Annotated in this window: 20 protein-coding genes; 8 read left to right on the top strand and 12 right to left on the bottom strand. The window is 48.8% G+C overall.

Translation table 11 applies throughout. The features are described 5' to 3' along the window. Positions 1–247 precede the first annotated feature (247 nt). The 6 genes from E0L35_RS17540 (at position 248) to E0L35_RS17515 (ending at position 5,263) form a co-directional block, all read left to right on the top strand. Complete coding sequence (locus tag E0L35_RS17540; protein WP_138800988.1) at positions 248–910, top strand: AfsA-related hotdog domain-containing protein; 663 nt, start codon at positions 248–250, stop codon at positions 908–910. Beyond that, positions 903–1,130 carry a phosphopantetheine-binding protein gene (locus E0L35_RS17535; RefSeq protein WP_171051185.1) on the top strand — a complete coding sequence of 76 codons (228 nt, stop codon included), beginning with the start codon at positions 903–905 and terminating at the stop codon, positions 1,128–1,130. The genes E0L35_RS17540 and E0L35_RS17535 overlap by 8 nt, the downstream gene beginning before the upstream one ends. Beyond that, positions 1,120–2,343, top strand: coding sequence for a beta-ketoacyl-[acyl-carrier-protein] synthase family protein (locus E0L35_RS17530; RefSeq protein WP_138800986.1), 1,224 nt, complete (start codon positions 1,120–1,122; stop codon positions 2,341–2,343). Before E0L35_RS17535 ends, E0L35_RS17530 begins: the two co-directional genes overlap by 11 nt. Before the next feature lie 3 nt (positions 2,344–2,346). Continuing rightward, positions 2,347–3,039, top strand: coding sequence for an HAD family hydrolase (locus tag E0L35_RS17525; RefSeq protein ID WP_138800985.1), 693 nt, complete (start codon positions 2,347–2,349; stop codon positions 3,037–3,039). Beyond that, complete coding sequence (locus E0L35_RS17520) at positions 3,036–4,181, top strand: MFS transporter (RefSeq protein ID WP_138800984.1); 1,146 nt, start codon at positions 3,036–3,038, stop codon at positions 4,179–4,181. The genes E0L35_RS17525 and E0L35_RS17520 overlap by 4 nt, the downstream gene beginning before the upstream one ends. A gap of 446 nt (positions 4,182–4,627) precedes the next feature. Further along, the gene (locus E0L35_RS17515; protein WP_138800983.1) at positions 4,628–5,263 is read left to right on the top strand and encodes a LuxR family transcriptional regulator; all 636 of its coding nucleotides are present in this window, start codon (positions 4,628–4,630) and stop codon (positions 5,261–5,263) included. A 27-nt stretch (positions 5,264–5,290) separates the two neighbouring features. Here E0L35_RS17515 and E0L35_RS26880 read toward each other — a convergent pair whose 3' ends face one another. From E0L35_RS26880 to E0L35_RS17490, 6 genes are all read right to left on the bottom strand, one after another. Further along, entirely contained in the window at positions 5,291–5,467 is a 177-nt protein-coding gene (locus E0L35_RS26880) for a DUF808 family protein (protein ID WP_283241544.1), read from the bottom strand. Positions 5,468–5,495: 28 nt separating this feature from the next. After that, positions 5,496–5,882 carry a DUF808 family protein gene (locus E0L35_RS17510; RefSeq protein WP_283241543.1) on the bottom strand — a complete coding sequence of 129 codons (387 nt, stop codon included), beginning with the start codon at positions 5,880–5,882 and terminating at the stop codon, positions 5,496–5,498. 190 nt (positions 5,883–6,072) lie between these two features. Further along, positions 6,073–6,960: a GIY-YIG nuclease family protein gene (locus tag E0L35_RS17505; protein ID WP_138800982.1), complete on the bottom strand. Its 888-nt coding sequence runs from the start codon at positions 6,958–6,960 to the stop codon at positions 6,073–6,075. Positions 6,961–7,029: 69 nt separating this feature from the next. Further along, the gene (locus tag E0L35_RS17500) at positions 7,030–10,083 is read right to left on the bottom strand and encodes a DEAD/DEAH box helicase family protein (protein ID WP_138800981.1); all 3,054 of its coding nucleotides are present in this window, start codon (positions 10,081–10,083) and stop codon (positions 7,030–7,032) included. Between the two features lie 9 nt (positions 10,084–10,092). Beyond that, entirely contained in the window at positions 10,093–11,403 is a 1,311-nt protein-coding gene (locus tag E0L35_RS17495) for a restriction endonuclease subunit S (protein WP_138800980.1), read from the bottom strand. Then, positions 11,400–13,799 carry a class I SAM-dependent DNA methyltransferase gene (locus E0L35_RS17490; protein ID WP_138800979.1) on the bottom strand — a complete coding sequence of 800 codons (2,400 nt, stop codon included), beginning with the start codon at positions 13,797–13,799 and terminating at the stop codon, positions 11,400–11,402. Before E0L35_RS17490 ends, E0L35_RS17495 begins: the two co-directional genes overlap by 4 nt. Positions 13,800–14,093: 294 nt before the next feature. Here E0L35_RS17490 and E0L35_RS26310 point away from each other — a divergent pair, with 294 nt between their 5' ends. Then, positions 14,094–14,258: a hypothetical protein gene (locus tag E0L35_RS26310; protein WP_171051183.1), complete on the top strand. Its 165-nt coding sequence runs from the start codon at positions 14,094–14,096 to the stop codon at positions 14,256–14,258. 16 nt (positions 14,259–14,274) lie between these two features. On the opposite strand, the gene E0L35_RS17485 is transcribed toward E0L35_RS26310, so the two are convergent. The 5 genes from E0L35_RS17485 to guaB form a co-directional block, all read right to left on the bottom strand. Beyond that, positions 14,275–14,886: a Fic family protein gene (locus tag E0L35_RS17485; RefSeq protein ID WP_138800978.1), complete on the bottom strand. Its 612-nt coding sequence runs from the start codon at positions 14,884–14,886 to the stop codon at positions 14,275–14,277. A 185-nt stretch (positions 14,887–15,071) separates the two neighbouring features. Next, positions 15,072–16,538, bottom strand: coding sequence for a class I SAM-dependent DNA methyltransferase (locus tag E0L35_RS17480; RefSeq protein WP_138800977.1), 1,467 nt, complete (start codon positions 16,536–16,538; stop codon positions 15,072–15,074). Continuing rightward, positions 16,531–17,130, bottom strand: a complete 600-nt coding sequence (locus E0L35_RS17475) for a restriction endonuclease subunit S (RefSeq protein ID WP_171051182.1) — start codon at positions 17,128–17,130, stop codon at positions 16,531–16,533. Before E0L35_RS17475 ends, E0L35_RS17480 begins: the two co-directional genes overlap by 8 nt. A gap of 162 nt (positions 17,131–17,292) precedes the next feature. Beyond that, positions 17,293–18,870 carry a glutamine-hydrolyzing GMP synthase gene (gene guaA / locus E0L35_RS17470; RefSeq protein WP_138800975.1) on the bottom strand — a complete coding sequence of 526 codons (1,578 nt, stop codon included), beginning with the start codon at positions 18,868–18,870 and terminating at the stop codon, positions 17,293–17,295. Between the two features lie 107 nt (positions 18,871–18,977). Next, complete coding sequence (gene guaB / locus E0L35_RS17465; protein ID WP_022519926.1) at positions 18,978–20,447, bottom strand: IMP dehydrogenase; 1,470 nt, start codon at positions 20,445–20,447, stop codon at positions 18,978–18,980. A 212-nt stretch (positions 20,448–20,659) separates the two neighbouring features. On the opposite strand from guaB, the gene E0L35_RS17460 reads away from it, so the two are divergent. Continuing rightward, the gene (locus E0L35_RS17460; RefSeq protein WP_138800974.1) at positions 20,660–22,390 is read left to right on the top strand and encodes a hypothetical protein; all 1,731 of its coding nucleotides are present in this window, start codon (positions 20,660–20,662) and stop codon (positions 22,388–22,390) included. Between the two features lie 69 nt (positions 22,391–22,459). Here the strand turns inward: E0L35_RS17460 and E0L35_RS17455 are convergent, their stop codons facing one another. Beyond that, positions 22,460–23,377: a LysR family transcriptional regulator gene (locus E0L35_RS17455; protein WP_138800973.1), complete on the bottom strand. Its 918-nt coding sequence runs from the start codon at positions 23,375–23,377 to the stop codon at positions 22,460–22,462. Positions 23,378–23,448: the final 71 nt, after the last annotated feature.

Below are 23,448 nucleotides of genomic sequence, written 5' to 3'. Positions count from 1 at the left end.
CAGTGATATCAATGACCCACAAGGCTAATCCGCAAGCTGTTTACATCAATAAAATTTAATCAACAACAGCGTCAAGCATTTCTGCCTTGATATCTCCCCTGAACGACCAAGAACATTTTTCAGAAATATGTAGCAGCAAAAAATACATCAACCCCATGTATCTTATTGAGTGTGCGAGACAATTAGAAACACTTGCTTCGCACAAGATATTAAAAATAAATAGCAATACACGATTCATATTAAAGTCATGGCGACTAGAGCTTTATCAAGAAAAGCCCAAAACCATACCCTTATTGCAAGCGTAAGGATATTAGACACACATCTCTCACATACAAAAAAATTTATTGTAAATTTTAGATCTAGCGAAAGAATAATAGGTAAGGTTAGCATCATTGTATGTCACATAAGCGCCAGAGCGTATAAAACAATAAGAGGGGAAAATATTTCAAAATCAGTCAAATATGGCGGATTTGAGTTGCACATAGCATATGGCCTGCCTCAGGTGGAACCATACGAAGTAGGATGTAAATATCCAAAAGACGTTTGCATCAGAAATATAAGAAAAACAGGTCACAAAAGAGTTGCAAATATAGTAATACCATCCCAAAACCGCATACTCAATGACCACAAACAGGATCATATAACTGGATATAACCTTACGGAGTCAGCTAAACAATTCTGTTTCTATTGCACTATCAAAGAATCAAAGAAAAAAATAGAAAATCTTTACATCAAAAGAATTTTTGCAAAATTTTACAAATATGCAGAAAACAACCAAGAACTACTAGTCAGACTGATTCGGAAAGACTCTAGCAATGATACTACACGCTGCATTATAGAGATATTACAAGAAGACATAAGGCTATCCCTTTTCTTTATCTATATCAATGAGGTTGAATGCAATGAATGAGATAAAATCAATTTTGATCAATATGTTTGAAATGGAAGAAGACTCCATTTCAGAAAATAAAACTTTGGAGGAACTAGGTTTAGATTCCATTTCTATCGTGGAGTTACAGTCAGGTCTAGAAGCAACTCTAGGACTTCCAAGCGATTCGTTATCTTTGATGTCAGAAATGACATTAGCGGATATTGAAAATTCTATAGAGAGGCTAAAAAATGACAAATAAAGTTGTGGTAACGGGAATGGGAGTATTGTGCTCTGCAGGGGCAACTGTTAGTCAGTTTTGGGATAATATTGTCCAAAATAAAGTCTTGACGCAATATGATCATAGACTAGAGAACGCACCAGTTAAATATTCCTACCCCTTAAGTAATTGGAATCCAAAACCCAGATTTAACCAAGCAGCCTCTACACGGGTCGACCCATTTATACAGTACGCTGTTTATGCTGCCAAAGAGGCCTTAGACGATGCGAATATTCAACCAGGCTATAATTTTCCTTCAAATAGGATTGGAATTATCGTCGGAAATTCGCTTGCTGGAATCAGCACATTAGAGAAGATTATTAACAATGAAGCAGAAGTCGGCCCGGCAAGTGTTAGCGCATCATACATTCTGTCAACAATGACAAACATGGCAAGCGCTAACATCTCCGTTCACTTAGGTATCACTGGCCCTTCATATTTTTTAAGCACAGCGTGTGCCTCCGGCGCGGATGCGATAGGTCGTGGTAAAAGAATGATAGAAAGCGGCGAATGCGACACTGTAATCGTAGGAGGATCGGAGGCACCCATTACAAAGAACGTAGTGACTGCATTCGCCAAGTTGGGAGCTCTTTCTCGTAATAACATAGGAGAAGGAAGTATAAGACCATTTGACAAAGAAAGGAATGGCTTTGTTATATCTGAAGGCGCTGGATTCCTTGTTTTAGAACGCGAAAGCCAAGCTCAGAAAAGAAAAGCAAATATACATGCAAGATTACTCGGTTATGGCTCCTCGTCTGATGCTTATCACATGACCACACCTACACCCAGCGGTAAAGGTCTTACACAAGCAGTAGAAAAGGCACTTTCCGACGCAAATATAGAGCCAACTGAGATTGGATATATTAATGCTCATGGAACAGCTACCAGTCTGAATGATCGTTTAGAAAGTAAAGTATATGAAAACATATTTGGGTTAACAGCTCCTGTTGCCTCCACAAAAGGCGTAACAGGACATCCACTCGCCGCTTCAGGAGCAATTGAAGCAATAGCATCGATTCAAGCACTAAAGACAGATACGATTCCTGGCACAGCCGGTCTCCATATCATTGACGATGATATAAAGATAAACATTAATAGAGAAACTACTAAATCTTCAAACTCATTGCCAGTAATGAGTTCATCAATTGGTTTTGGTGGGCAAAATGCAGTACTTATATTTGGACAAGAGGAATAGATCATGCTTAAGAATATAAAATATATTGCGATCGATACAGATGGCGTATTATTAAACGACACATATAGCCCTGTTATAAAGAAGTTCGTAGAAAAATATGGAGTAGAATATACCTCTTCGATCGAACGTTCTGTCTGGGGTTCTCCTCAGATTACTGCTGGTCACAACCTTTCATTAGCATGTAAGTTACCACACCCAGGTGAAAAGGTAATTAGTGATTTCTTTAAGCTTCGTGAAGAGTATCTAGAAGAACACCCAGTTGAGATTATGCCTAAAATAGAAGTTCCTTTAAAGGTATTTAACAAACTTGGCATGAAAGTCATATCGTATGGTGGAAGGAATCGCGAATATAGTTTTGACCGATTTTTATCAAAATATAAAAATCTCTTCGACTCAGAAACCCCCTATATTGATATTAATGCTAAACGACCTGGCATGTTACAAATTATAGAAGAAGTTCTTTGTTGCAATCCAAGTGAGGTTATTTTCATTGATGACATTAATCGTGTTGCAGAAACTTGTAAATCTATTGGTTCAGGATTTATCGGTGTACCTGCATCAATGAATCATAACTATCAACTTATGGAGATGCAACGCACTGGCGTCAAGCATATGGTCAAATATTTTTCAGATATAGATGAAGATCATATCTTTTCCATCGATAAAATGTTAACTGGAGGTACGCTTTGGTCATGACAAAAGACAAATTAACTATTATTGCAATTCCCATTATTTGTGGCCTCACGGCCGCAAATATGTATTACATCCAGCCTTTATTTTTAAAGATATCTGAATCTCTAGGAATTACCTATGTACAAAGCACCAATCTATTCACAGCACAACTGATAGGAAATGTTCTATCATTAATCTTCTTTATTCCTGTTGCTGATGTAATAGATAGAAGAAAAATCATTGGTGCCCTCTATATATGTCTCTGCACAGGCTTGTTTTTGGTCTATTTCTCGACTAATTTCAACATACTCCTTGGAGGATATGCGCTCATAGGAGTGGGCGCATCTTCTGTTCCTTTGATAATTGCTTTTTATAACAGAGATAAAAAACATGAGAATATCATTGGATATATTATGGGAGGTGTTCTTCTTGGCATTATTGGATCTAGATTCGCATCAGGAATTTTATCAAACTTCTTAGGTTGGCGTGGCATTTATATAGTTTCTTTTTTTCTTATGCTTTTGGGGGCAACCTTTGTCCTTAAAAACATGAAGCCTAATAGTGAGGATAAAGAAAAAAATATTAGTTACTTGAATGTCATACGCAGCAATATTATGGCAACTTTAGAAGATAGAAGCGTCCGACTATATTGTTTCTATGGCTTTGCAACGATGTTTTCATTTACAGCCTTCTGGACTAATATTGCGACTTACCTTGACCAGTCACTCGACTTCTCTACAACAGAAATCGCCTTATTCTCTCTTTTGGGGGTATTAGGAGCACTTGTTGCTATTTACGCTCCGGTTATAACTGGATCGATATTCAAGACAAGTCTCCGGCTTTTCATGACTGGAATTGCACTATTGGCATGCGCTATAGCACTACCAAACAGTTTAATTTGGCTAGGAGGGTTCACTGCACTGTTTGATGCATTAATCCAGCTCATTCATGTATCAAACCAAAAGAAATTATATTCTAGAAGCAAGGAAAAGGAGGCGCAAGCAGCTAGTAATTATATGACATTCTTCATGTTGGGCGGTGCCGCAGGTGGATTCACCTCGTCGATTGTATACACAATTAGCAGTTGGAATGGCGTTTTGACAATGTGCTTAGGGCTATTTCTGCTGATGGTAATTATTGAAAGGAAAAAGTATGCCGAATATTAAACCCAACTGACTTATAAGATAGGCTTAAAAAAGGTGGATGGTAACCTCTTTTATAATCGATACATTTCTGCAAAAACATAATTTCAAGCAGCCATCCACTGTGGGTGAAAGCACCCGTGCTTCTACAAAGCTATTCAACAGCTCTGTCGATCAACCCCGACGAGAGCTACCTGAAGGAACAAACAGTAGAGTTAAGCACACTCGATGGCCTACCGTTTCCGGCATTTGCCGCGTCGGCGTGCGGCTTGATGCCGGTATTACCGAAGATATGACGATTTAGGCACTCGATGACCGCAATATCACTCACCTCGCGTTCTTGAATTTAGAATGTAGCTAGGTTTCCTTGAAAAACACCTAGGTTACCGGTATATTAATTTATGTTAGGCTTATATTAAAAGACATAGTCGGTACCATTAAATCAGCTAAGATATCTATGGTGAAACCTCATGGTAGATAGTTGCAGCAGGCTAGGCCTCATGCTCAAGTCGTATTTAATGAATTTTGGTGAGGATCGATACTCGTTATTAACTATCCGAAACGGGATGGAAATTGATTTAGAAACCAGCCTTCCAGAAGAGTGGAAGACTGAATTTCTAAATAGGAAAATGTATATTAAAAGCGAAATAGTTAAAGAAGCGAAGCATCACATAACGCCTTTCAAGTGGTCACCAGAAGAGTACTACGACTCAGACATTACCTATCTTACAAAAACATATAACATATCTCTCGGAATCTCTTGCTCTATAAACACCTGGAACTCCAAGACTATTTTAACTATCTATACTAACAACTCCACATCTCAATTCAATAAAAATTTTGATGATATGGCGAAGCTGCATTTATATAACCTTTTAAGTATTTTTGAAAAGCACCAAGAGACACCTGACTATAAAGAGCTGACTCTACGAGAACTAGAAGTCGCCAACCTTCTTAAGTTTGGAAAAACTTACAACGAAATCAGCATTATACTGGACTTATCTGAGCGAACAGTTAGATTCCATACCAATAATATAGTTGAAAAGATGAATGTCTATACCGTTAAGCACGCATTGTTTAAGGCCACATCGATGGGGCTGATATAAGGGGAATGCTCCAAGAATGGAGATCACTTAATGGGACTGCTTGCAGGCCTCAGCCACCACGCCATACACCAAAATAGTGATGAAAAACGCCACCACTACTAGGCTCGCCAGCTGTGACCAGAATCCCTGATGGTAGGCAGTGGCAAGCGCAATCACCATGATTTCGGCGGACAGAATCAGATCGGTTCGAATGGCACCACTCACGATCTCTTCTCGGCCACCGGCCCCTTCTCTACTGCTGGCTTGTCATCATCATGATTGCCTGAGAGCTTGTGCCAGACCTTCTCAGCACCCTCATAGGCCAAATAAGGCCGCCCACCATCAAGATGATCGGCAATAGCGCGGGCAAAAAGTGATTCAGCAGCAGCGCCATTGGCAAGATAAAAATCAGCTTGTTGCGGATCGATCCCAGCGCGATCTGCTTCACAAGCGACAGTTCACGCTCCGCTGCCACTCCCTGCAAATATTGCGGCGTCACCGCTGTATCATCGACCACCACCCCAGCCGCCTTCGCCGTCGCACGCCCAGCGGCGGCACTCACATCGTCCAGTGATGCTGCGGTCAACTTCGCCAATGCGGCAATGTCATCCAGTAATCCTATCAAGCCACCTATGGCCATGGGTGATTCCTCCGTGAATAACAAGTGCAGATAGTAAAGCACACAGCGACTTGGGCGCATCGCCTCTTTTGCCGCAAGTGCAGTGTTGTTTCAGTCTCCCACTCAATTAACTGCCACCTGCTGAGTATGCTCAAAAGCGGTATTAGGTAGAGAATCTTATTGAGCCTCGGGGAAGCTCAGTAAGCACATATTAAATACTCGCCAAGCGCTCATCCTGAATGGCCTTCAAAGTTTTTCCGCTGGCATCTTTCCAGGCCAGCCGACCATTGGCGCTGCCGCCTACCAATACGCCTGCCGCTGTTGAGGGGGATGAAAAGCGGAAATCTTGGGTAAACACCAGCTTTCCATCTAGCGGCGCGAGCACACCGCGTTCTTGCAGAAGTTGACGCTGTTCGCGCATGTAGTCGTGAATAGAGAGCGTCTCTTCAGCACGAGCCAATGAGCCTTTTATTACCACAAAGCCATCGGCTACTTCTCTACCAGCACCCTCGGCCCCACGTTCATTGAGATAGAGCGTAAGCGGCGGCTCGACTTGCTCTGAAGATGACGCAGCGGCTTGGCTGCTAGCTGCTTCAAACGCATCAATTCCCAACAGCGGAAAAATCACCAGCATTTCAGCTAAAAACCACTCAGCATCGGCACGGTCGGCTTCAGAAAGCGGGGGCGGTGCAGGAAAGGTGCCGTTATCTAGCGCCCACTGGTTAGCGGTCTTCGCCAGAGCCAGTAAACCTGCTTCCAGGTAACGCACGTTGGCTTTGTTCAAGCCCTCGTTGGTGCTGGTGAAGGCAACTGCCCGCGTCCAAAACTCCTTACCCGAGACATGCTGCTTAATACGCTCTCCTAGCGCATCGGCTTCACCCACATATAGCTTGGCAACACCCTCTTCCGTTAGCCCGCTGAGCACATAGACACCCGGTTGCGCCATTTCGCTTCTAGCCAGCGCACGCTCAAGCTGTGAACGGTTAGCCACCACCGCCCTGCCCGTCCAGTTGGATTTCTCCACGATTCGCAAACCCTCAGGAGTGCCATCAGCAAGGAAGATGCGAATGGAGGTTGGGCGGGCTTGGGGGAATGTCATTTTCACTCCATATTTATAAAAGGTGTAAATCGCTGAAAATCATATACGAGCCTTCAGACTGCCTTAAGCCTATAACAAGTTGCTCCCCAATCCCGGTTTTGGAAGGGCGTTCTTGAGGCTTTGGTAAAAAGATGCCTTAAACGTTGGGTCTTGGGCGTGCAGCTTGTACAGCTCCATCTCTTCTTTGCGTCTCTTCAGCATCACATCCCTCATGATCTTTTCAAACGCAAGGTCACGGGAATAGGGATCAGGATTTTCGCTAAATTTCTCTTCATAGTCCGGGTGTGCCTGAACGCTATCCAGAATATTCAGAAACTTCACGCGCTGTTCCTCTGGGGTTGCCCCCCAACCTTGAAACCAGCGCTCGTTAAAGCTGCGAATGATCTCTTCCAGCGGATCTTTTTGAGCTTCATCTTCTCGGTATCCGCGTGGATTAGGGTTCTGGGGATCGAGTGTTGCTTCCTCAGCATCCAGCGCAATCGAGTAATTTAGCCTAGTGCGCCCTAACCCGTATGACGACAGATCGACGGACTCAAGAAGCTCATCGAGCTCATCCTGATTTGGGTCTTTGATCTTCAGTTTCGGGATAAGAAACTTCAGGAACCAGAACAGCTGCTCCCAAGCCAGCACCTCGAAGGGCATGATCGACGCCATCTGCCCGTAGATCTTTACAAACTGCTTGGCCTTGATTTTGTAATCAATCTTCTCGGAATCTTCGAGCGCCAGGCTGTCATTAAAACGTTCAGCCGCCGTATCGATTAGCGGACTTAACTGCTGCGCGTCTTCTTGATCGAAAAAGCGTTTACAAAAATCCTCAACCTCAGCCCATTCGTAGACGCCCTCATCATCAAGGCTCTCTTTCAACTCATGCAGAACATTGACGTCGGTTGCCTGCGATAGCGAAGTAACGGTAAAGAAAGGGTCGAAAGCGGTCTTGATATCTTCGGTGGAGTTGAAGAAGTCGAGTACGAACAGATCCTCAGTGCGCTTATTCAACTTCGGCGCTGAGCGGTTCAAGCGGGATAGCGCCTGCACGGCAAGAACGAATTGCAGCTTTTTGTCGATATACATGGCGCAGAGCTTCGGCTGGTCGAAGCCCGTCAGGTATTTGTTTGCCACGACAAGCAGACGATATTCGTCCTTGTCGAATGCCTTCCGAGTTTTGTCTTCCGGCAAGCCGTTAATCTCGGCCTCTGTATACTTAATGCCATCGACCTCCTTCTCGCCCGAGAAGGCGATAAGCGCTTTGAATGGGTTTCCGCGCTTTTCCAATTCGGACTGGACGGCTTTGTAGTAGCGAATGGCCATCTCGATATTTTGGGTGATGATCATTCCCTTGCCCTTACCGCGCAGCTTCTTCTTATTCACCACGTTATCGACGAAGTCTTCCACCATGACTTCAGCCTTAATGTTGATCGTCTGCTGGCTGCGCTCAACATAGGCGCGCAGCTGCTTCTGCGCCTTGGCGGTGTCGAATAGCGGATTGCCTTCTATGGACTTCTGTATCTCGTAATAACCCTTGTAGGTGGTGTAGTTGGCTAGCACATCAAGGATGAAACCCTCCTCAATGGCCTGTTTCATACTGTAGAGGTGAAAGGGTTTGAAACTGCCATCCGCCTGCGGCACACCAAATTTTTCCAAGGTGCTGTTTTTCGGTGTAGCGGTGAAGGCAAAATAAGAGGCATTGCCGCGCATCTTTCTCGCCCGCATGGCTTGTAGCACCTTGTCCTGATTGTCTTCAGCATCAGCGTCTTCGCCCCCGCCCATGGCCTGGTTCATTTTGTCGTGGGCCAAGCCGCTCTGCCCGCTGTGGGCTTCATCGATAATCACCGCAAAACGCTTTTCGCTTAGATCTTCAATGCCGTCGATGATGAAGGGGAACTTCTGAATCGTCGTAATGATGATCTTCTTACCGTTCTCCAGCGCTGCCTTGAGATCCGCTGACCGCATTGCCGGGGCAACGATGTTTTTCACTTCGGAGAAGTCGCGGATGTTATCGCGCAGTTGCTTATCCAGCAGGCGACGATCCGTTACCACAATCACGCTATCGAATAGCGGTGCATCCAGTGCTTTTGCGCCTGGCAAGTCCAGCTGTTTGGGATAACTCTCGATCAACTGATAGGCCGCCCAGGTAATACTGTTGGACTTGCCCGACCCCGCGGAGTGCTGGATAAGATAGCTGTGCCCAACACCGTGTGTGGCGGTGTGATTGAGCAGACTTCGCACAACATCGAGCTGTTGATAACGCGGGAAGATAAGGTTCTTCTTTGCCAGCGGATCGCTGCTTTTGCCTTCCAGCAGCACAAAATGCTGGATAATTCCGGCGAGGCTTTTAGGCTGGAAAACCTCTTCCCACAGGTAAGAGGTCTTATGGCCGTTAGGGTTAGGCGGGTTGCCCGCCCCCTCATTATAGCCCTTATTGAAAGGCAGGAAGTAGGTCGAGCTGCCGGACAGTTTGGTGGCCATCCAGACCTCGTCGGTATCAGCGGTCATATGCACCAGCACGCGACCGAACTGCATCAGCGGTTGGCTGGCATCCCGGTCGCGGTATTGCTTCTGCCCATGGTAGCGGGCTGTTTGATTCGTCCAGGCGTTTTTCAGCTCCAGCGTGACGATAGGCAGCCCGTTGACGAACAGCACCATATCCACGGATTCATTCGGGTTGGCCAACGAGTGGTGAACCTGACGGGTTACGCTCCAGATATTGGCGGCAAAGTTGTCGTGCACCTTGGGCGAGGAGCTGGCCAGCGGCGCGGGATACATCAACGTAAAATGGGCATCCTCAACCGGGAGGCCCTTTTTTAACAGATGCAATATGCCCTTGCGCTTCACCAGCTTATCGAATTGACCAAGGATCTTAGCCTGCCAGTCAGCGGGGTTACGGGCTTTTAGCTTTTCGAGCGCCTTGGCTTGGGTCACCTCCAGAAATGCCCAGAACTTGACGCTATCCAGCGCCAGCGCAGGGTCAAAGTCGGCGGTATGGCCGATGCGGTAAGCGCCCACGCCATAGGCAATGCCCTCCGTTACGCCCTGCACCTGCGCTTCTGTCGTAGTACCGGCTAGTTGCCGCTCAATAGCCTGTTCCAGCGCCTTTTCCGTAGTATTGCTGACCGCATAGCTCATAACTGCCCCTTAAATCACCTTGATCTTGCCCGTTACCGCTGAATTGATCAGACTCGTTTTGTATTCCTTGAGCGTGGCGATCTGGTCTTGCTTGATTGAAATGGCTGTATCTATTCGTGAAGTTACGGATGCAAGCTTTCGCGCAATGGCCTTTTGTTCGCCAATTGGCGGTGTGAACACTGGTAGGTTTTTTAATAGCCCCTGCCCGAGTGAAGCTCTGGTGACAATATTTACCTCATGGGCAAAGAATACTCGTACGTAATTGCTACGAAATAGGAAGCGCGCAAAACTGGGGTCTATGAGACCCTCTGTAGGCCTAAAACGAATCAAAAATCCTGAAAATGTCGCCATCGAAATATCAGCCATACAAGCACAAGCAATCCCAATTTCAGACGCAACCTCTGATGTTCTTGTAAAAAATACATCGCCTTTTTTGACAGAATATAAATATTGAGCTCGCCTATCCGATGCAGCTAGGCCTGATGGCGTACCTGGAAGAATCTCGTTGTTAAAGACGTCACCGTAGGTCACAAAGGGAGCACCAGATCCAAAGTATTCAGCACCTTCGCTAATACCGTTTTGGAAACGCCCAATATTTCGTAGCTTGAGTATCTCCCAATGCGCAGGAACCTCCCCAATCCAGTCGATGCCGCTGTCCTGCATGGGGGCGTCAGGATTCAGGCCGCGAGTCACAGCCTGCTGAATCAGGATCTGCCGACGCTCACGCAACAACTTGATCTGTTCATCTTTGATCCGCACCGCCTCATCAATGGTTGCACATTTTTTATCCAGAAATGACACGATAGCGCGCTGTTCCCCAGCGGGCGGGATGGGCATCAGAGAATATGAAAGCTCTTCAAAGCTAATATTTTTGCCTTCCCTAATCCCAACGATAGATGTCTGAAGTTCAGAGATGAAAGCAGCACTCTTGAATAGATAGCGGTAATAGTCTGCGATTAGATTATTGCTTCGCCGTTTCAAGACCGTGTACGCAGGGGAGATGAGGCCATCATGATGGCAGAGTTCAAGGCCACCTTCGAAGGAGCGCAGGCTGATCGCGAAGTCTCCTTTCTCTATGAACTTGAAACTTTCAAGATTGCCCGACGGCATGACCATCCGGTTCTCGACCCAAGTTCGCGGGACAACTCCTTGACTTTGCGTCACTGACAGAAGCTCGGCTTCCGGTATGCCCTTCCGCGAATGCTCGCGGAACAAGAATTTCATTTTCTTGGCCATCCAATCAGAAGGAATTAAGCCTAGCCATTCAGTACCACTGTCTCGCGTGACTTTCGATTTTGGAAATGTCGCAATAATGTTCATTCCACCGGCTCCAACTTCGTCGCTACTTCGACTCCAAGTATATCCGCAATCAATCCGTCAGCTTTTTTCTCAAGCGCGAGGATATCCTGCGTCACCTCTTCTAGGCTGCGCAGCGGCTTGTGGCGGTAGAAATATTTATTAAAGCTGATCTCGTAGCCGATCTTGACTGAGTCAAGATTGATCCAGGCCTCCTCTACGTGAGGCTTTACCTCCGCCAGGAAGTAACCGTGGATGCTGTCCTTCAGCGGCACGCTTTCCGCATCGCGCAGGTCAGTGGCGCTTTCATAGGTCAGGTAGCTGCCATCGGGCTGGCGGTAGTAGCCAAAATCTGCCAGTTGCTCCACGTTGCATCCAAAGCGCTCGGCAAGGCCTGCCACCCCATCAGCAGAAAGTTGATAATGTTTGGCTATCACCTTCTCCGCTTTTTCGTCGTACCAGCTCACGGCATTCAGAATGGCGTTCTTCTCGGCTGCCGAGACCTTCATCTTGCGAGCTTTGATTGCTTTGCTGACATCGTCGCGGAAGGCATTGAAGTCGGCGGTTTCCTCAGTGCCGATATCGTCCATTAGCTGGTTAGCAATGTTCAGCAGATCGCGTAGCTTGATCCAATATTTGGTATCGATGAGCTTGCCGCGCTGCTTGGCATTTAGGGTAATACCCAGCTCCTCGCACCAGGCGGTGATGGCCTTGGCTTCACCTTTTAGAAAACCAGTTCCGTAGACTTTCTCGCCATACTCCGCCCAAAGCCACTCCATCGGTTCGCGCAGGGTTTTATCGAAACGCAGCGGCGCGATGCGTTCAATACTAAAACCGGCGCGGCGGCGGTCGGGGCGCTCGATGGTCACTTTGTGGTAGCCGAAATCTTCATTATCGAAGAGCTTCACGGCAATGCCCACCGGGTCATGGTTGGCATCAATCTCACGTTCAATGGGCGCAAAATTTAGATAGGCATCGGTAATCTGTTGGATGTGCTTGTCTTCATCAGAAAACTCGCAGTTCTTGTCGCCCAAATTCTTGCGCAGCTTACGGTAGAGCAGGTTAGCGTCGATCAGTTGAACACGCCCCTTGCGTGCTTCGGGTTTGGCGTTGGTCAGCAACCAGATATAGGTAGTGATACCGGTATTATAGAAGAGGTTATTCGGCAACTGGATGATGGTATCCAGCATATCGTTCTCGATGATATAACGACGAATATTGGACTCGCCGCTGCCCGCATCACCAGTAAACAGGCTGGAGCCGTTGTGGACACTGGCAATACGCGAGCCAAGCGGACTAGTGCCCGCAGGCTTCATCTTGTTGACCATCTCCATCAGGAACAGAAGCTGGCCATCGGAAGAGCGCGGTGTGGCGTCTACGGTCTCTTTGTTGCCCCAATAATCAGCCAGTTCGACCTGAAAGCGAGGATCAATGACGTCTTTGCCATCCTTGATATATTTGACCTCGCTGTTCCAGCTTTTCCCGTAGGGCGGGTTGGAGAGCATGAAGTCGAAGCGATGGGCCGAAAATTCATCGGTTGAGAGCGTGGAACCGACGCGAATGTTTTCAGGGTTGTTGCCCTTGATCATCATGTCCGATTTGCAGATCGCGTAGGTCTCGTCGTTGATCTCCTTACCGTAGAGATAGACGTCGCCTTTGGCTTGGATTTGGCCTTCGGGATCTTTGATGTAGTTCTGTGCTTCCGTCAGCATCCCGCCCGACCCGCAGGCGGGGTCGTAGATCGTCATGAGCGGGGGAAGCTGACCCTTGATCGGGTCGAACATCAGGTGGGTCATAAGGTGAATCACTTCGCGTGGGGTGAAGTGCTCCCCTGCCTCCTCATTGTTCTCCTCGTTGAACTTGCGGATCAGCTCTTCAAACACATAGCCCATGCCAAGGTTCGACAACCCCGGCAAGATATTGCCTTCAGGGTCTTCTATATCATGGGGGGTCAGATTGATACGAGGCGAAACAAAGTTCTCAATGACATCCAGCAGCACTTGCTTATTCGCCATATGGCGCATCTGCTCAAAGAGCTTGAAGCGGGTGATGATCTCTTTGACGTTGTCGCTGAAACCATCAAGGTAGTCCTCAATGTTCGCCAGCATAATTTGCTGGTTATTAGTCGCAGTGCTATGCAGCTTTTTCAGCGTCCACTGGCTGATATTGTAAAAGACATAGCCGGAGGCAGCTTTCAACGGGGCATCGTCAAGTTCGAGCTCCTCCATATCTTCTTTCTGGTAGCGAACTTCTTCGAGTACCGCTTCCTTAGTTGGCTCTAGCAGCGTGTCCAAGCGGCGCAGCACCACCATAGGCAGGATCACATCACGATATTTGCCACGGACATAGACGTCTCGGAGGCAGTCGTCGGCTATTTTCCAGATAAAAGAGACAAGGCTGTTATGGGACGAGTAATTCATGCAATCATTACAACCTATTGTTTATTAAATAATTTAAATAGTAGACAGTTCAGCATTTTAAGGCATGGCATCTTAACATGGGGGCATCGCATCGTTAGGAAAATCCACCCTTTGCCATGCTTACATCTAACATAAGCGAGTCAAAAGCACCTAACACGTCGAAATGCATTCGATGAGCTTTGATTGCATCACCTGACCACCTTTTTAACCACCTACAAGGCTAGGTAACAGGCACGACACACCAGCAAGGTTACTGCTATAATAATGACTATTGATCTGCCTAGGAGCGTTGTGATGGTTCGTAAGGCCCCAACTGATAAAGTCACTGTTTCCCGAGAGCGTATTTTGCGTGCTGTCGCCAGCTCAAGCGCGATCGAAACAGGTGAACGCACGACAGCTGTGGAGAAGCGTTTAAAATCTCGCTCGCGTCGCTTTGCCAAGTTAACCTTGGCTTTCTAAGGTTATCTGTTGACCTTCATTGCATCTCCAAAATATCTCGTACCAAGCGCTCCATAAACTGATAGTTACGGTTCAGCCCAGCCTGAATCGCCTTGAAGTAGTAACTCGTATGCTCATTCAACAGACTGTAATCTAGTGGTTGAGCACCTGCTTTGACGACCATCACATCCAACAGTAAGCGCGATATTCTCCCATTACCCTCTCGGAATGGGTGAATAAGTATGAACTCAACATGCATTTCGGCAAGAAAGGCCACGAGCTGTTCGTCGTCCATTTCCGGCAGCTTAGCAAAGCGTGATAGATAACGATCTTCGAACTCTTGTGCCAGCTTCTGGATCTGTATAGGCGACGCAAACCGAATATTCGGTTTGGACATATCAACGGTTCGATATTGCCCCGCCCAACGATAAACGTTGCCCAGCCAAGTTCTGTGCCACTGGCAAATTGTTTGGAAAGTGAGCGTTTCAGGGAAGTCGTCAAAAACCTGTATATAGAGATCTTCAAGCAGCTCCGTTTCTGCAATATTCATCTCTGTTGGATCAGTGATTTCAACTAGATTTACCAGCACCCTATCTTCCGAACCGGGTTGGTGCTCACCTTCGCTACCAGAAACAGTATAGCGACTCATAGGACTACCCTCCCCTCTGCCTTTTGTATATCACATACCTCAGTTCTCTAAGGTGCAATGTGATCTCTTCTTGCTAGCCAGTCTCCGCCAAGTAAGCTCCTCAGTGGATGGACACAATTGGGTAGACCGTAGCTTGCCCCCTCAAGAACAAATGGTTTCTAAGAAATCATCACTGGTGCCTCACTTTAATCCTTGGCATCAACAATGCCCGCCAGTAAGTTAGCCAGCTTATCTTCCAAATCTGCTAATTTAGCGTTGAGCTGAACTCGCTCTTCTCGAATTTCCAACAAATCAATTTTTTCTTCAACTTCATCCACATGGATATAACGTGTAACTGACAAGTTGCACTTATTTTTTAATACCTCTTCTTTACTTACCAAGCGAGCATACTGTTCAACATTTCTTCTCTCACGGTAGGTACTTTCAATCCTATCTAAATCCTCATCACGAAGAGTATTTATAAGTTTTCCATGCTCAAAAGAAGAGCTAGCATCAACAAACAAAATCTCTTCATCATTCCTTTTTTTGCGAAACACTAGGAGCGCTACTGCAATCCCTGTATGGGGAAATAGCTTCGTTGGTAAAGCAATCACAGCGTCAATCAAATTTTCTTGAATCAACGCTTTCCGGATATCTTGCTCTGAGGCGCCTCTAAATAGCACACCAAGAGATACCACCATAGCCATGCGTCCTTTGCTTGGATGTAGCGTCTCAATCATGTGACTCAGGAACGCGTAGTCACCAGCCGTTCGGGGCGGAACACCGCGCCAATAGCGTTTGTACGTATCACTCTCTGCCTGCTCATATCCCCATTCCCGCAGGGAAAACGGCGGACTGGACACAACAACCTCAAATTTTTGTAGGTCTCCTTGATCAAGTAGCTTTGGCTCACGCAGGGTATCTCCCCACTTCAGTTGGCTTTCAACTTCTCCATGAAGGATCATATTCAATTTAGCTAAAGCCCATGTATTACCATTTATCTCTTGACCAAATAGTCGGCACCCCATGCCATTAGAATTTATGCGGGCCCACTGGCTACAGGCGATCAGCAACGAACCAGAACCACAACACGGATCTGCAACCGCCTCGCCTTCCTCTGGCTGTACCAGTCTAGCTATCAACTGGCTAACTTCTGGCGGGGTAAAGAATTCCCCCCCTCGCTTACCTGCTAGTTCAGCGACATATTCGATAAACGACTCACAGGCATAAGCAACCATTTGTGCGGCCTGCTCTGGGCTTTTACGAAAATCAAATGCCTCAAAGGCACTTAATAGTTGGCCAAGCACACGATCTCTCTGTGCCGTGTTACCCATTAAAATTGAATCGAATTTAATTCCTTGGAATAGTCCATATAAGCAAGTATTGGCTTCTTCAAGTGCACTGAGCGCCACATCAATACGATGACCGATGCCTGAACCTTGTTTTTTAAATAACAAGTCGAAGCAAGATTCTGGAGGCACCACAAGCCCGATATCAGTCCGTTGTTCTGTACTTTGGCCAATTGGTTCTCGCCTGGTATCAGAGAGATATTTCAGCAATAACATCGCTAAAATTTCGCCCCTAAAGTCGCTAATATCACCTAAATTGACAAAAACATCGCAAGCTTTGCGCACTGCGGGAAGCATTTTGTTTTTGAATTGTTGCTCAAGCATGATGCCCCTCGCTTTGCAGTATTTGATTCGTCAAATAATCAATCTCGATCTTGTCTAATTCATTTAATCGATGCCGAATTGCACTAATCTGCTGGGTGGTGTGCTCCAGCTCTGCGATGTGCTTCTGTACGGCGAGTGGAGGCACTTCCACTTCCAATGTCATTAATGCAGTCTTCGTTAAAGCCTTGATACTGGTACCTGTAAGCATTTTGCTCATCTGGATCTGTGTTGATCGCTGGTTTAGATACCAAACCAAGTACTGAGCATCCAATTCACTCTTGGGAGTAATCACATTGAGTTGGCCTACAGGAAATATAGGGATCTTAGGGCCCTCAACATCTTCACCTACGAACACCCAAGCTTTGTAATAGTCACCACGTGATGGAATAACTACATCGCCAGGTTTAAGGCAATGACTTAGATATCGCTCTTCTACGAGCACCTTGGGCAATTCTTGCCAGTGCAGTGGTTTGCTCGCCACTAGATCCCTGATGGCTAAGGCTCGTACGTTCCCGTTGGCACTCTCCTGAAGAGCTTGCCCCCGGATAACGACAGCAGTTCGAATACTTGCTAGATCAGAAAGGTTTTTCATCATAGAGCTCTACTGTTATTTAGTTTTAGCAGAATAGCCTGCCCACCAGAGGAATGCAAGCAGTAGAACTCTATGCACATAGATAGTAGCACAAAAAAGCCGCTCGATATTTTGAGCGGCCTTGCGGGAACTAGCTAATCAACAACCTAAGTGATGCGAAACTCACTCCCACTCAATAGTAGCAGGCGGCTTGCTACTAACATCATAAGTCACCCGAGAAACCCCTTCCAACTCATTGATAATCCTATTGGAAACCTTCTCCAGCAGCTCGTAGGTCAGGTGCGCCCAGCGGGCGGTCATGAAGTCGATGGTTTCGACCGCGCGTAGCGCAATGACCCATTCGTAGCGGCGGCCGTCGCCGACCACGCCTACCGATTTCACCGGCAGGAATACAGCGAAGGCTTGGCTGGTTTTTTCGTACCAGCCAGAGGCGCGTAGCTCTTCGATAAAGATGGCGTCGGCATCGCGGAGGATGTCGGCGTACTCTTTCTTCACTTCGCCAAGGATGCGCACACCCAAGCCGGGGCCAGGGAACGGGTGGCGGTAGACCATGTCGTAGGGCAGGCCGAGTTCCAAGCCGAGTTTGCGCACTTCGTCTTTAAACAGTTCGCGCAGCGGCTCGACCAACTTGAGCTTCATGGTTTCCGGCAGGCCACCGACGTTGTGGTGGGATTTGATCACGTGCGCTTTGCCGGTTTTAGAGGCGGCGGATTCGATCACGTCCGGGTAGATAGTGCCCTGGGCCAGGAACTCGACGCCTTCAATTTTGCTGGCCTCTTCATCGAATACGTCGATGAAGGTGTTGCCGATGATTTTGCGCTTGGCTTCCGGGTCTTTCTCGCCTTTCAGCTTGCCGAGGAACAGGTCTTCGGCGTCTACGCGGATCACCTTCACGCCCATATGCTTGGCGAAGGTTTCCATGACTTGGTCGCCTTCCGCTTTACGCAGCAGGCCGTTGTCGACGAATACGCAGGTCAGCTGGGTGCCAATCGCCTTGTGCAGCAGCGCGGCCACCACAGAGGAATCCACACCGCCGGAGAGGCCAAGCAGTACGTGGCGGTCGCCCACTTGCTCGCGTACGCGCTGAACCTGGTCTTCGATGATTTGCGCAGGTGTCCACAGCTTTTCGGCTTTGCAGATATCCAGCACGAAGTGCTCGAGAATGCGCTGGCCCTGCAGGGTGTGGGTTACTTCCGGGTGGAACTGTACGCCGTAAAACTGTTTCTCTTCCCAGGCCATGGCGGCAATCGGGCAGCTTGGCGTGGAGGCGGTCACGGTGAACTCGGCTGGCGCTTCGGCCACCTTGTCGCCGTGGCTCATCCATACGTCCAGCAGGGTTTTGCCGCTTTTAGCGTCCACATGGTCTTTGATGTCTTTGAACAGCGCGTTATTTTCGTCGATCTGAATCTGCGCGTAGCCGAATTCGCGCTGGTTGGAGCCTTCTACCTTACCGCCTAGCTGCTCGGCCATGGTCTGCATGCCGTAGCAAATACCAAACACCGGCAGGCCCATCTCGAACACGCACTGGGGCGCACGCGGGGAGTCCAGTTCCGTCACGGATTCCGGGCCACCGGCCATGATAATGCCGTTGGGGTTGTACTCGCGGATCTCTTCTTCGGTGATATCAAACGCGCGGACTTCGGAATAGACGCCGATCTCGCGTACGCGGCGGGCGATCAGTTGGGTGTACTGCGAGCCGAAGTCGAGAATCAAAATCTTATGGGCGTGAATGTCACTCATGGCGGGGTCTCGGTTAAGCGGTGTGGGTGCCGCTGGTAAGGCCAAAAAGCAAGCGGCGAGCTTTGCCCGCCGCCGTTTTAACGTGGAAACCAAAAATCTTCTGCTGGTTAGCTCACCCGATAGTTGGGAGCTTCTTTGGTGATCTGCACGTTGTGGACGTGGGATTCGTTAAAGCCAGCGCCGGTAATCTGAACAAACTCCGGCTTGGTGCGCATTTCCTGAATATCGCGGCAGCCGGTGTAGCCCATGGAGGCACGCAGCCCGCCCATCAGCTGGTGAACGATGGCGCTCATCATGCCTTTATAGGGAACGCGGCCTTCAATGCCTTCCGGCACCAGCTTCTCGGCGCCTTCGCTCTTATCCTGGAAGTAGCGGTCGGCGCTGCCCTGGCTCTGCGACATGGCACCCATGGAGCCCATGCCCCGGTAGGCTTTGTAGGTACGGCCCTGGTAGAGCTCGACTTCGCCGGGGGCTTCTTCGGTACCAGCCAGCAGGCCGCCGACCATCACGGCGCTGGCGCCAGCGGCAATCGCCTTGGCCAAATCACCGGAGTAGCGCACGCCGCCATCGGCAATCAGCGGAATGTCGTACTCTTTAAGCGCTTCGGCCACGTTGGAAACCGCGGTAATTTGCGGTACGCCAACGCCGGCTACAATGCGCGTGGTGCAGATTGAGCCAGGGCCGATACCGACTTTAACGGCATCCGCACCCGCCTCGGCCAGCGCACGAGCAGCACCGGCGGTGGCGATGTTGCCGCCAATCACTTGAATCTGCGGGAAGTGCTCTTTGATCCAGCGAACGCGGTCGAGAACGCCTTGGGAGTGGCCGTGGGCGGTATCGACAATGATCACGTCTACGCCTGCTTCAGCCAGGGCGGCCACGCGATCCGGGGTTTCCGGGCCGGTGCCGACTGCCGCGCCAACTAACAAACGGCCGTCGCTGTCTTTGGCGGCCATTGGGTAGGTGCGGGCTTTTTCGATATCCTGGAAGGTGACCAGGCCGCGCAGATGGAACTCATCATCAACGATCAGCATTTTTTCGATGCGGTGTTCGCGCATCTTGGCTTTGCTGGTTTCGAGGTCGGTACCTTCTTTGACGGTAACCAGCCGGTCGCGCGGCGTCATGATCGCTTCAACGCTGTCACCGTGGTTAGGCTGGAAGCGCATGTCACGCTCGGTCACGATACCCACCAGGGTTTCGCCTTCTACCACGGGGAAACCGGAGAAGCCGTATTCACGGGCCATGGCGAGCAGGTCTTCGAGCTTGGCTTTCGGGCTAACGGTGACCGGGTCTTTCACAATCACGCTTTCGTGCTTTTTGACCTTGCGCACCTCAGCGGCTTGCTGGGTCATGGCCATGCTCTTATGGATGATGCCGATGCCGCCTTCCTGGGCCATCGCAATCGCCAGACGCGCTTCGGTAACGGTGTCCATCGCAGCAGAGAGTAGCGGAATATTGAGCGAGAGATTGCGGGTCAGGCGGGTTTTGAGGCTGACATCCTTGGGGAGGACATCGGAGAAGCCGGGAACGAGGAGTACGTCATCGAACGTTAGTGCTTCTTGGGCCATACGTAGCATAGCGGCAACACCCTGATTGAGAGGAAGTGGGGCGTGAAAGGTTAATCCCCTATTATAGCGTTTTGAGGGCCATCCCAGCAATGCCACTACCCCTACTCTCGCCACTGCTTCTGCTTGGCGCGCTGCTAGCGCATACCCCGTGACAGTCAGCACCCTGCGGTTAATGTTAGCCTATACGTCATTTAGCTCTACAGCAGTGTCAGGTGGCGACAATGGATGAGACGTTAATTTCAGACTCACAGCTGGTTATGTTGGCGGGTGATGCGGCTTTTGCCCGCGGGGTTCAATATTACCAACAGGGCATGGTGATCAACTGGGATAAAAGCGGTGCCACCATTAGCGCTGACGTCGAAGGCAGCGAGCTTTACCATGTAGCATTGAAGTTAACCAAACAAGGCTTGAGCGGCGGTTGTAATTGCCCCGCTTCCGAAGGCATTGATTTCTGCAAGCACTGCGTGGCCGTTGCCCTAGCGTACCGCACACAGCATGCCAAACAAGCACAGTTGGTAGAGGGCGATACTTCAGATCGCATTCACGCTTACTTAGAGACGTTAGACAAACCCTCGCTGGTCGAAATGCTGCTATCGCTTATTGAAAATGACCCGGTGCTGCACCAACAGTGGTCGTTGAAAGCGGATGCGGCATTTGGTGTTCTGGATCACAAGGCGCTGAAAAAACGTATCACTGCCGCGTTGCCCATTAATCGCGGGTTGTTCCGTTACTCTCAAGTGAGTCACTATTTCAGTAAGGCAGAAGCCGTTATTGAACAGTTGGCCGAGCAGGTGCCGCAACTCCCTCCAGAAAAAAGCTTGGCACTGGTGGATTACGCACTCGCGCGTATGGATAAAGCACTGGAAACCATTGATGACTCCGGCGGCTTTCGTTTCCACTGCGAACACCTCTTGCACACTTTGCATATTCAGACCGTAAAGCGGCTCGATTGGCCTGCCGACAAGCTAGCCGGATATCTGTATGAAAAATCGTTTGGCGGGGAAGAGGATCGATACCCTCCGATCCCTGATGCCTATTTGGACGTGCTGAGCCAAGCAAGCCAAGACGCCTACCATGAGCGCCTACAACAAGCCCTGGATGCGCTGCCGAACCAAGCGGCCACCATGGAATGGGATGAGCGCTACCGATTGATTCGCCTGCGCGATCCGTTACTCAAACGCGCTACAGCCGCCGGTGACCTGCCCGCGATACTGGCGCTGTATCAAAAAACCCTCAGCGATGAGAAGGATTGTTTAAAGGCCGCTGAGCTATGTATGGAGTATGAAGCCTGGGATCAGGTGGAAGCATGGCTAACTTATGCTGCTAAGTGCGAGACAAAAAACGACTATCGCTGGCGGCTTGAACGCAACCGGCTTGAGATACGCCTAAAGCTGCATCGCGGCGAAGTAGAGGCGGCTGCGGAGCAACAGTGGGGGATCTATCAGCACACCCAGCAGTTGGAGGATTACCTGCAGCTAGTAGCGCTAATGGAAGCACATCAGTTAGCCACCGATTATCGCCAGCGGGCCTGTGACTGGCTACTGGAACGCATCACCCACCCGCCGGAAAAGATGCCCTCTTTCTGGGCGCAGCAAGCAAAAGATAGCTTATTGGAAATTTATTTATTCGAAGGGCGCTTGGATGATGCCCATGCATTGTGCACTGAGCACCAGGTATCAGCGCACTTGCTGCACAACTTGGCCAAAGCCCTGCCCTCTCCCGATGCACGTATACCACTGTACCTGCGCTTGGTAAGGCTGTATGTAAAACAGACTAACAACCAAGGCTATCGACAGGGCATCGCGTTGCTTAAAGAGCTGAAAAAGAGCCTGGAAACGCCAGCTCAGTACACTGCTTTTGCGCACATGCTGACGCAGTTACGTAGCGAATTTAAGGCCAAGCGGAACTTCATTAAGTGGTTGGACGAAGCCTTTTCAGACACGCTCAAATAAGAAATACCAATAGGCTGATTCACCAATATTTTCCGAAAGGTACAGACTTCCTAAACGTGCCAGGCATTCTCATTCAGGACTTGGTAGCAGAGAGCGATTAGCTTCGACCAGTTCCATTAGCACATCGATAAACCCGGTGGCCGCGGGCGTAAGCTCCCGTCGACGAGATGTTAGTACACCTATATCACGATAAAGCCTTTCGCTGATGGGTATGAGACAGACATCATCGCGGCGAAACATGAGCTTAAGCGATGAAGGTAAGGCACTCACGCCAATATTATTAGCCACCATCCCTAGAATGGTCGACTGGTATCCCGCTACCTGTATTGGCTCCATCGGCTTGTTGGTCATCGCAAACCCTTGCTCGGTAAGCCTTCGCATGCTGGTGCGCGCTTTCATGGCGATAAACGGCCACTCCACGATTTGATGCCAACTCACCTCGTCTTCATCTGCTAAGGGGTGTTCCGGCGAACATACAAAATAGAGGTAGTCTTTGTAGAGCGGGTGGAAATTCACATCGTCCGAATTTACAGGAGCTACACTGACACCAAAATCGACATCCCCCGCCATCACCTGTTGATAGATAGGCTCATCACTCTCTTCCAGATACTCCAACCCTATAGTGGGGTACCTCTTTTGGAACTCAGCCATGGCCGCAGGAATCAAGCTGCCTCCGACGGTTAACAGTGCCGCGAAACTGATCTGGCCCTGCTGGCCCTTTGCAAAGGCACGCATGTTCTGCATGCCCCGCTCCAAACGCAAAAGCACCCGCTCTGCTACCGGTAAAAACGCCTGCCCTGCCGCCGACAAGCTTACTCTTCGCGTGGTGCGCTCGAATAAACGCACGCCCAGCGTTTCTTCAAGCTGGCGCACAAGCTGACTCAACGAGGGCTGGGAAAGATGAAGTTTTTCGGCAGCTTCCGTAAAGCTGCCTAAATCGGCAACGGCGATCATTGCCTCCAACTGCCTGGCTGTCACGTTATTCATCGGAAATTCCAATTAATCCATCTTTAATTCAAATTTATCCAATCAATTCTCAAGCGTACTCTACTTATGTC

The sequence above is a fragment of the Halomonas sp. ATBC28 genome, assembly GCF_005937175.1.
GTDB lineage: Bacteria > Pseudomonadota > Gammaproteobacteria > Pseudomonadales > Halomonadaceae > Vreelandella > Vreelandella titanicae.
The sequence above is the reverse complement of the archived record's forward strand: the minus strand, read 5'-3'. Positions and strand labels throughout refer to the sequence as shown.

What these genes read in the sequence shown, in the direction of transcription:
- E0L35_RS17490 (WP_138800979.1), bottom strand. Translation starts at nt 13,799, where the DNA reads ATGAATTACTCGTCCCATAACAGCCTTGTCTCTTTTATCTGGAAAATA.
- E0L35_RS17510 (WP_283241543.1), bottom strand. Translation starts at nt 5,882, where the DNA reads ATGGCCATAGGTGGCTTGATAGGATTACTGGATGACATTGCCGCATTG.
- guaA (WP_138800975.1), bottom strand. Translation starts at nt 18,870, where the DNA reads ATGAGTGACATTCACGCCCATAAGATTTTGATTCTCGACTTCGGCTCG.
- E0L35_RS17455 (WP_138800973.1), bottom strand. Translation starts at nt 23,377, where the DNA reads ATGAATAACGTGACAGCCAGGCAGTTGGAGGCAATGATCGCCGTTGCC.
- E0L35_RS17475 (WP_171051182.1), bottom strand. Translation starts at nt 17,130, where the DNA reads ATGAAAAACCTTTCTGATCTAGCAAGTATTCGAACTGCTGTCGTTATC.
- E0L35_RS17520 (WP_138800984.1), top strand. Translation starts at nt 3,036, where the DNA reads ATGACAAAAGACAAATTAACTATTATTGCAATTCCCATTATTTGTGGC.
- E0L35_RS17535 (WP_171051185.1), top strand. Translation starts at nt 903, where the DNA reads ATGAATGAGATAAAATCAATTTTGATCAATATGTTTGAAATGGAAGAA.
- E0L35_RS17480 (WP_138800977.1), bottom strand. Translation starts at nt 16,538, where the DNA reads ATGCTTGAGCAACAATTCAAAAACAAAATGCTTCCCGCAGTGCGCAAA.
- E0L35_RS17530 (WP_138800986.1), top strand. Translation starts at nt 1,120, where the DNA reads ATGACAAATAAAGTTGTGGTAACGGGAATGGGAGTATTGTGCTCTGCA.
- E0L35_RS17495 (WP_138800980.1), bottom strand. Translation starts at nt 11,403, where the DNA reads ATGAACATTATTGCGACATTTCCAAAATCGAAAGTCACGCGAGACAGT.
- E0L35_RS17500 (WP_138800981.1), bottom strand. Translation starts at nt 10,083, where the DNA reads ATGAGCTATGCGGTCAGCAATACTACGGAAAAGGCGCTGGAACAGGCT.
- E0L35_RS17515 (WP_138800983.1), top strand. Translation starts at nt 4,628, where the DNA reads ATGGTAGATAGTTGCAGCAGGCTAGGCCTCATGCTCAAGTCGTATTTA.
- E0L35_RS17525 (WP_138800985.1), top strand. Translation starts at nt 2,347, where the DNA reads ATGCTTAAGAATATAAAATATATTGCGATCGATACAGATGGCGTATTA.
- E0L35_RS17505 (WP_138800982.1), bottom strand. Translation starts at nt 6,960, where the DNA reads ATGACATTCCCCCAAGCCCGCCCAACCTCCATTCGCATCTTCCTTGCT.
- E0L35_RS17540 (WP_138800988.1), top strand. Translation starts at nt 248, where the DNA reads ATGGCGACTAGAGCTTTATCAAGAAAAGCCCAAAACCATACCCTTATT.
- E0L35_RS26310 (WP_171051183.1), top strand. Translation starts at nt 14,094, where the DNA reads ATGGTTCGTAAGGCCCCAACTGATAAAGTCACTGTTTCCCGAGAGCGT.
- guaB (WP_022519926.1), bottom strand. Translation starts at nt 20,447, where the DNA reads ATGCTACGTATGGCCCAAGAAGCACTAACGTTCGATGACGTACTCCTC.
- E0L35_RS17485 (WP_138800978.1), bottom strand. Translation starts at nt 14,886, where the DNA reads ATGAGTCGCTATACTGTTTCTGGTAGCGAAGGTGAGCACCAACCCGGT.
- E0L35_RS17460 (WP_138800974.1), top strand. Translation starts at nt 20,660, where the DNA reads ATGGATGAGACGTTAATTTCAGACTCACAGCTGGTTATGTTGGCGGGT.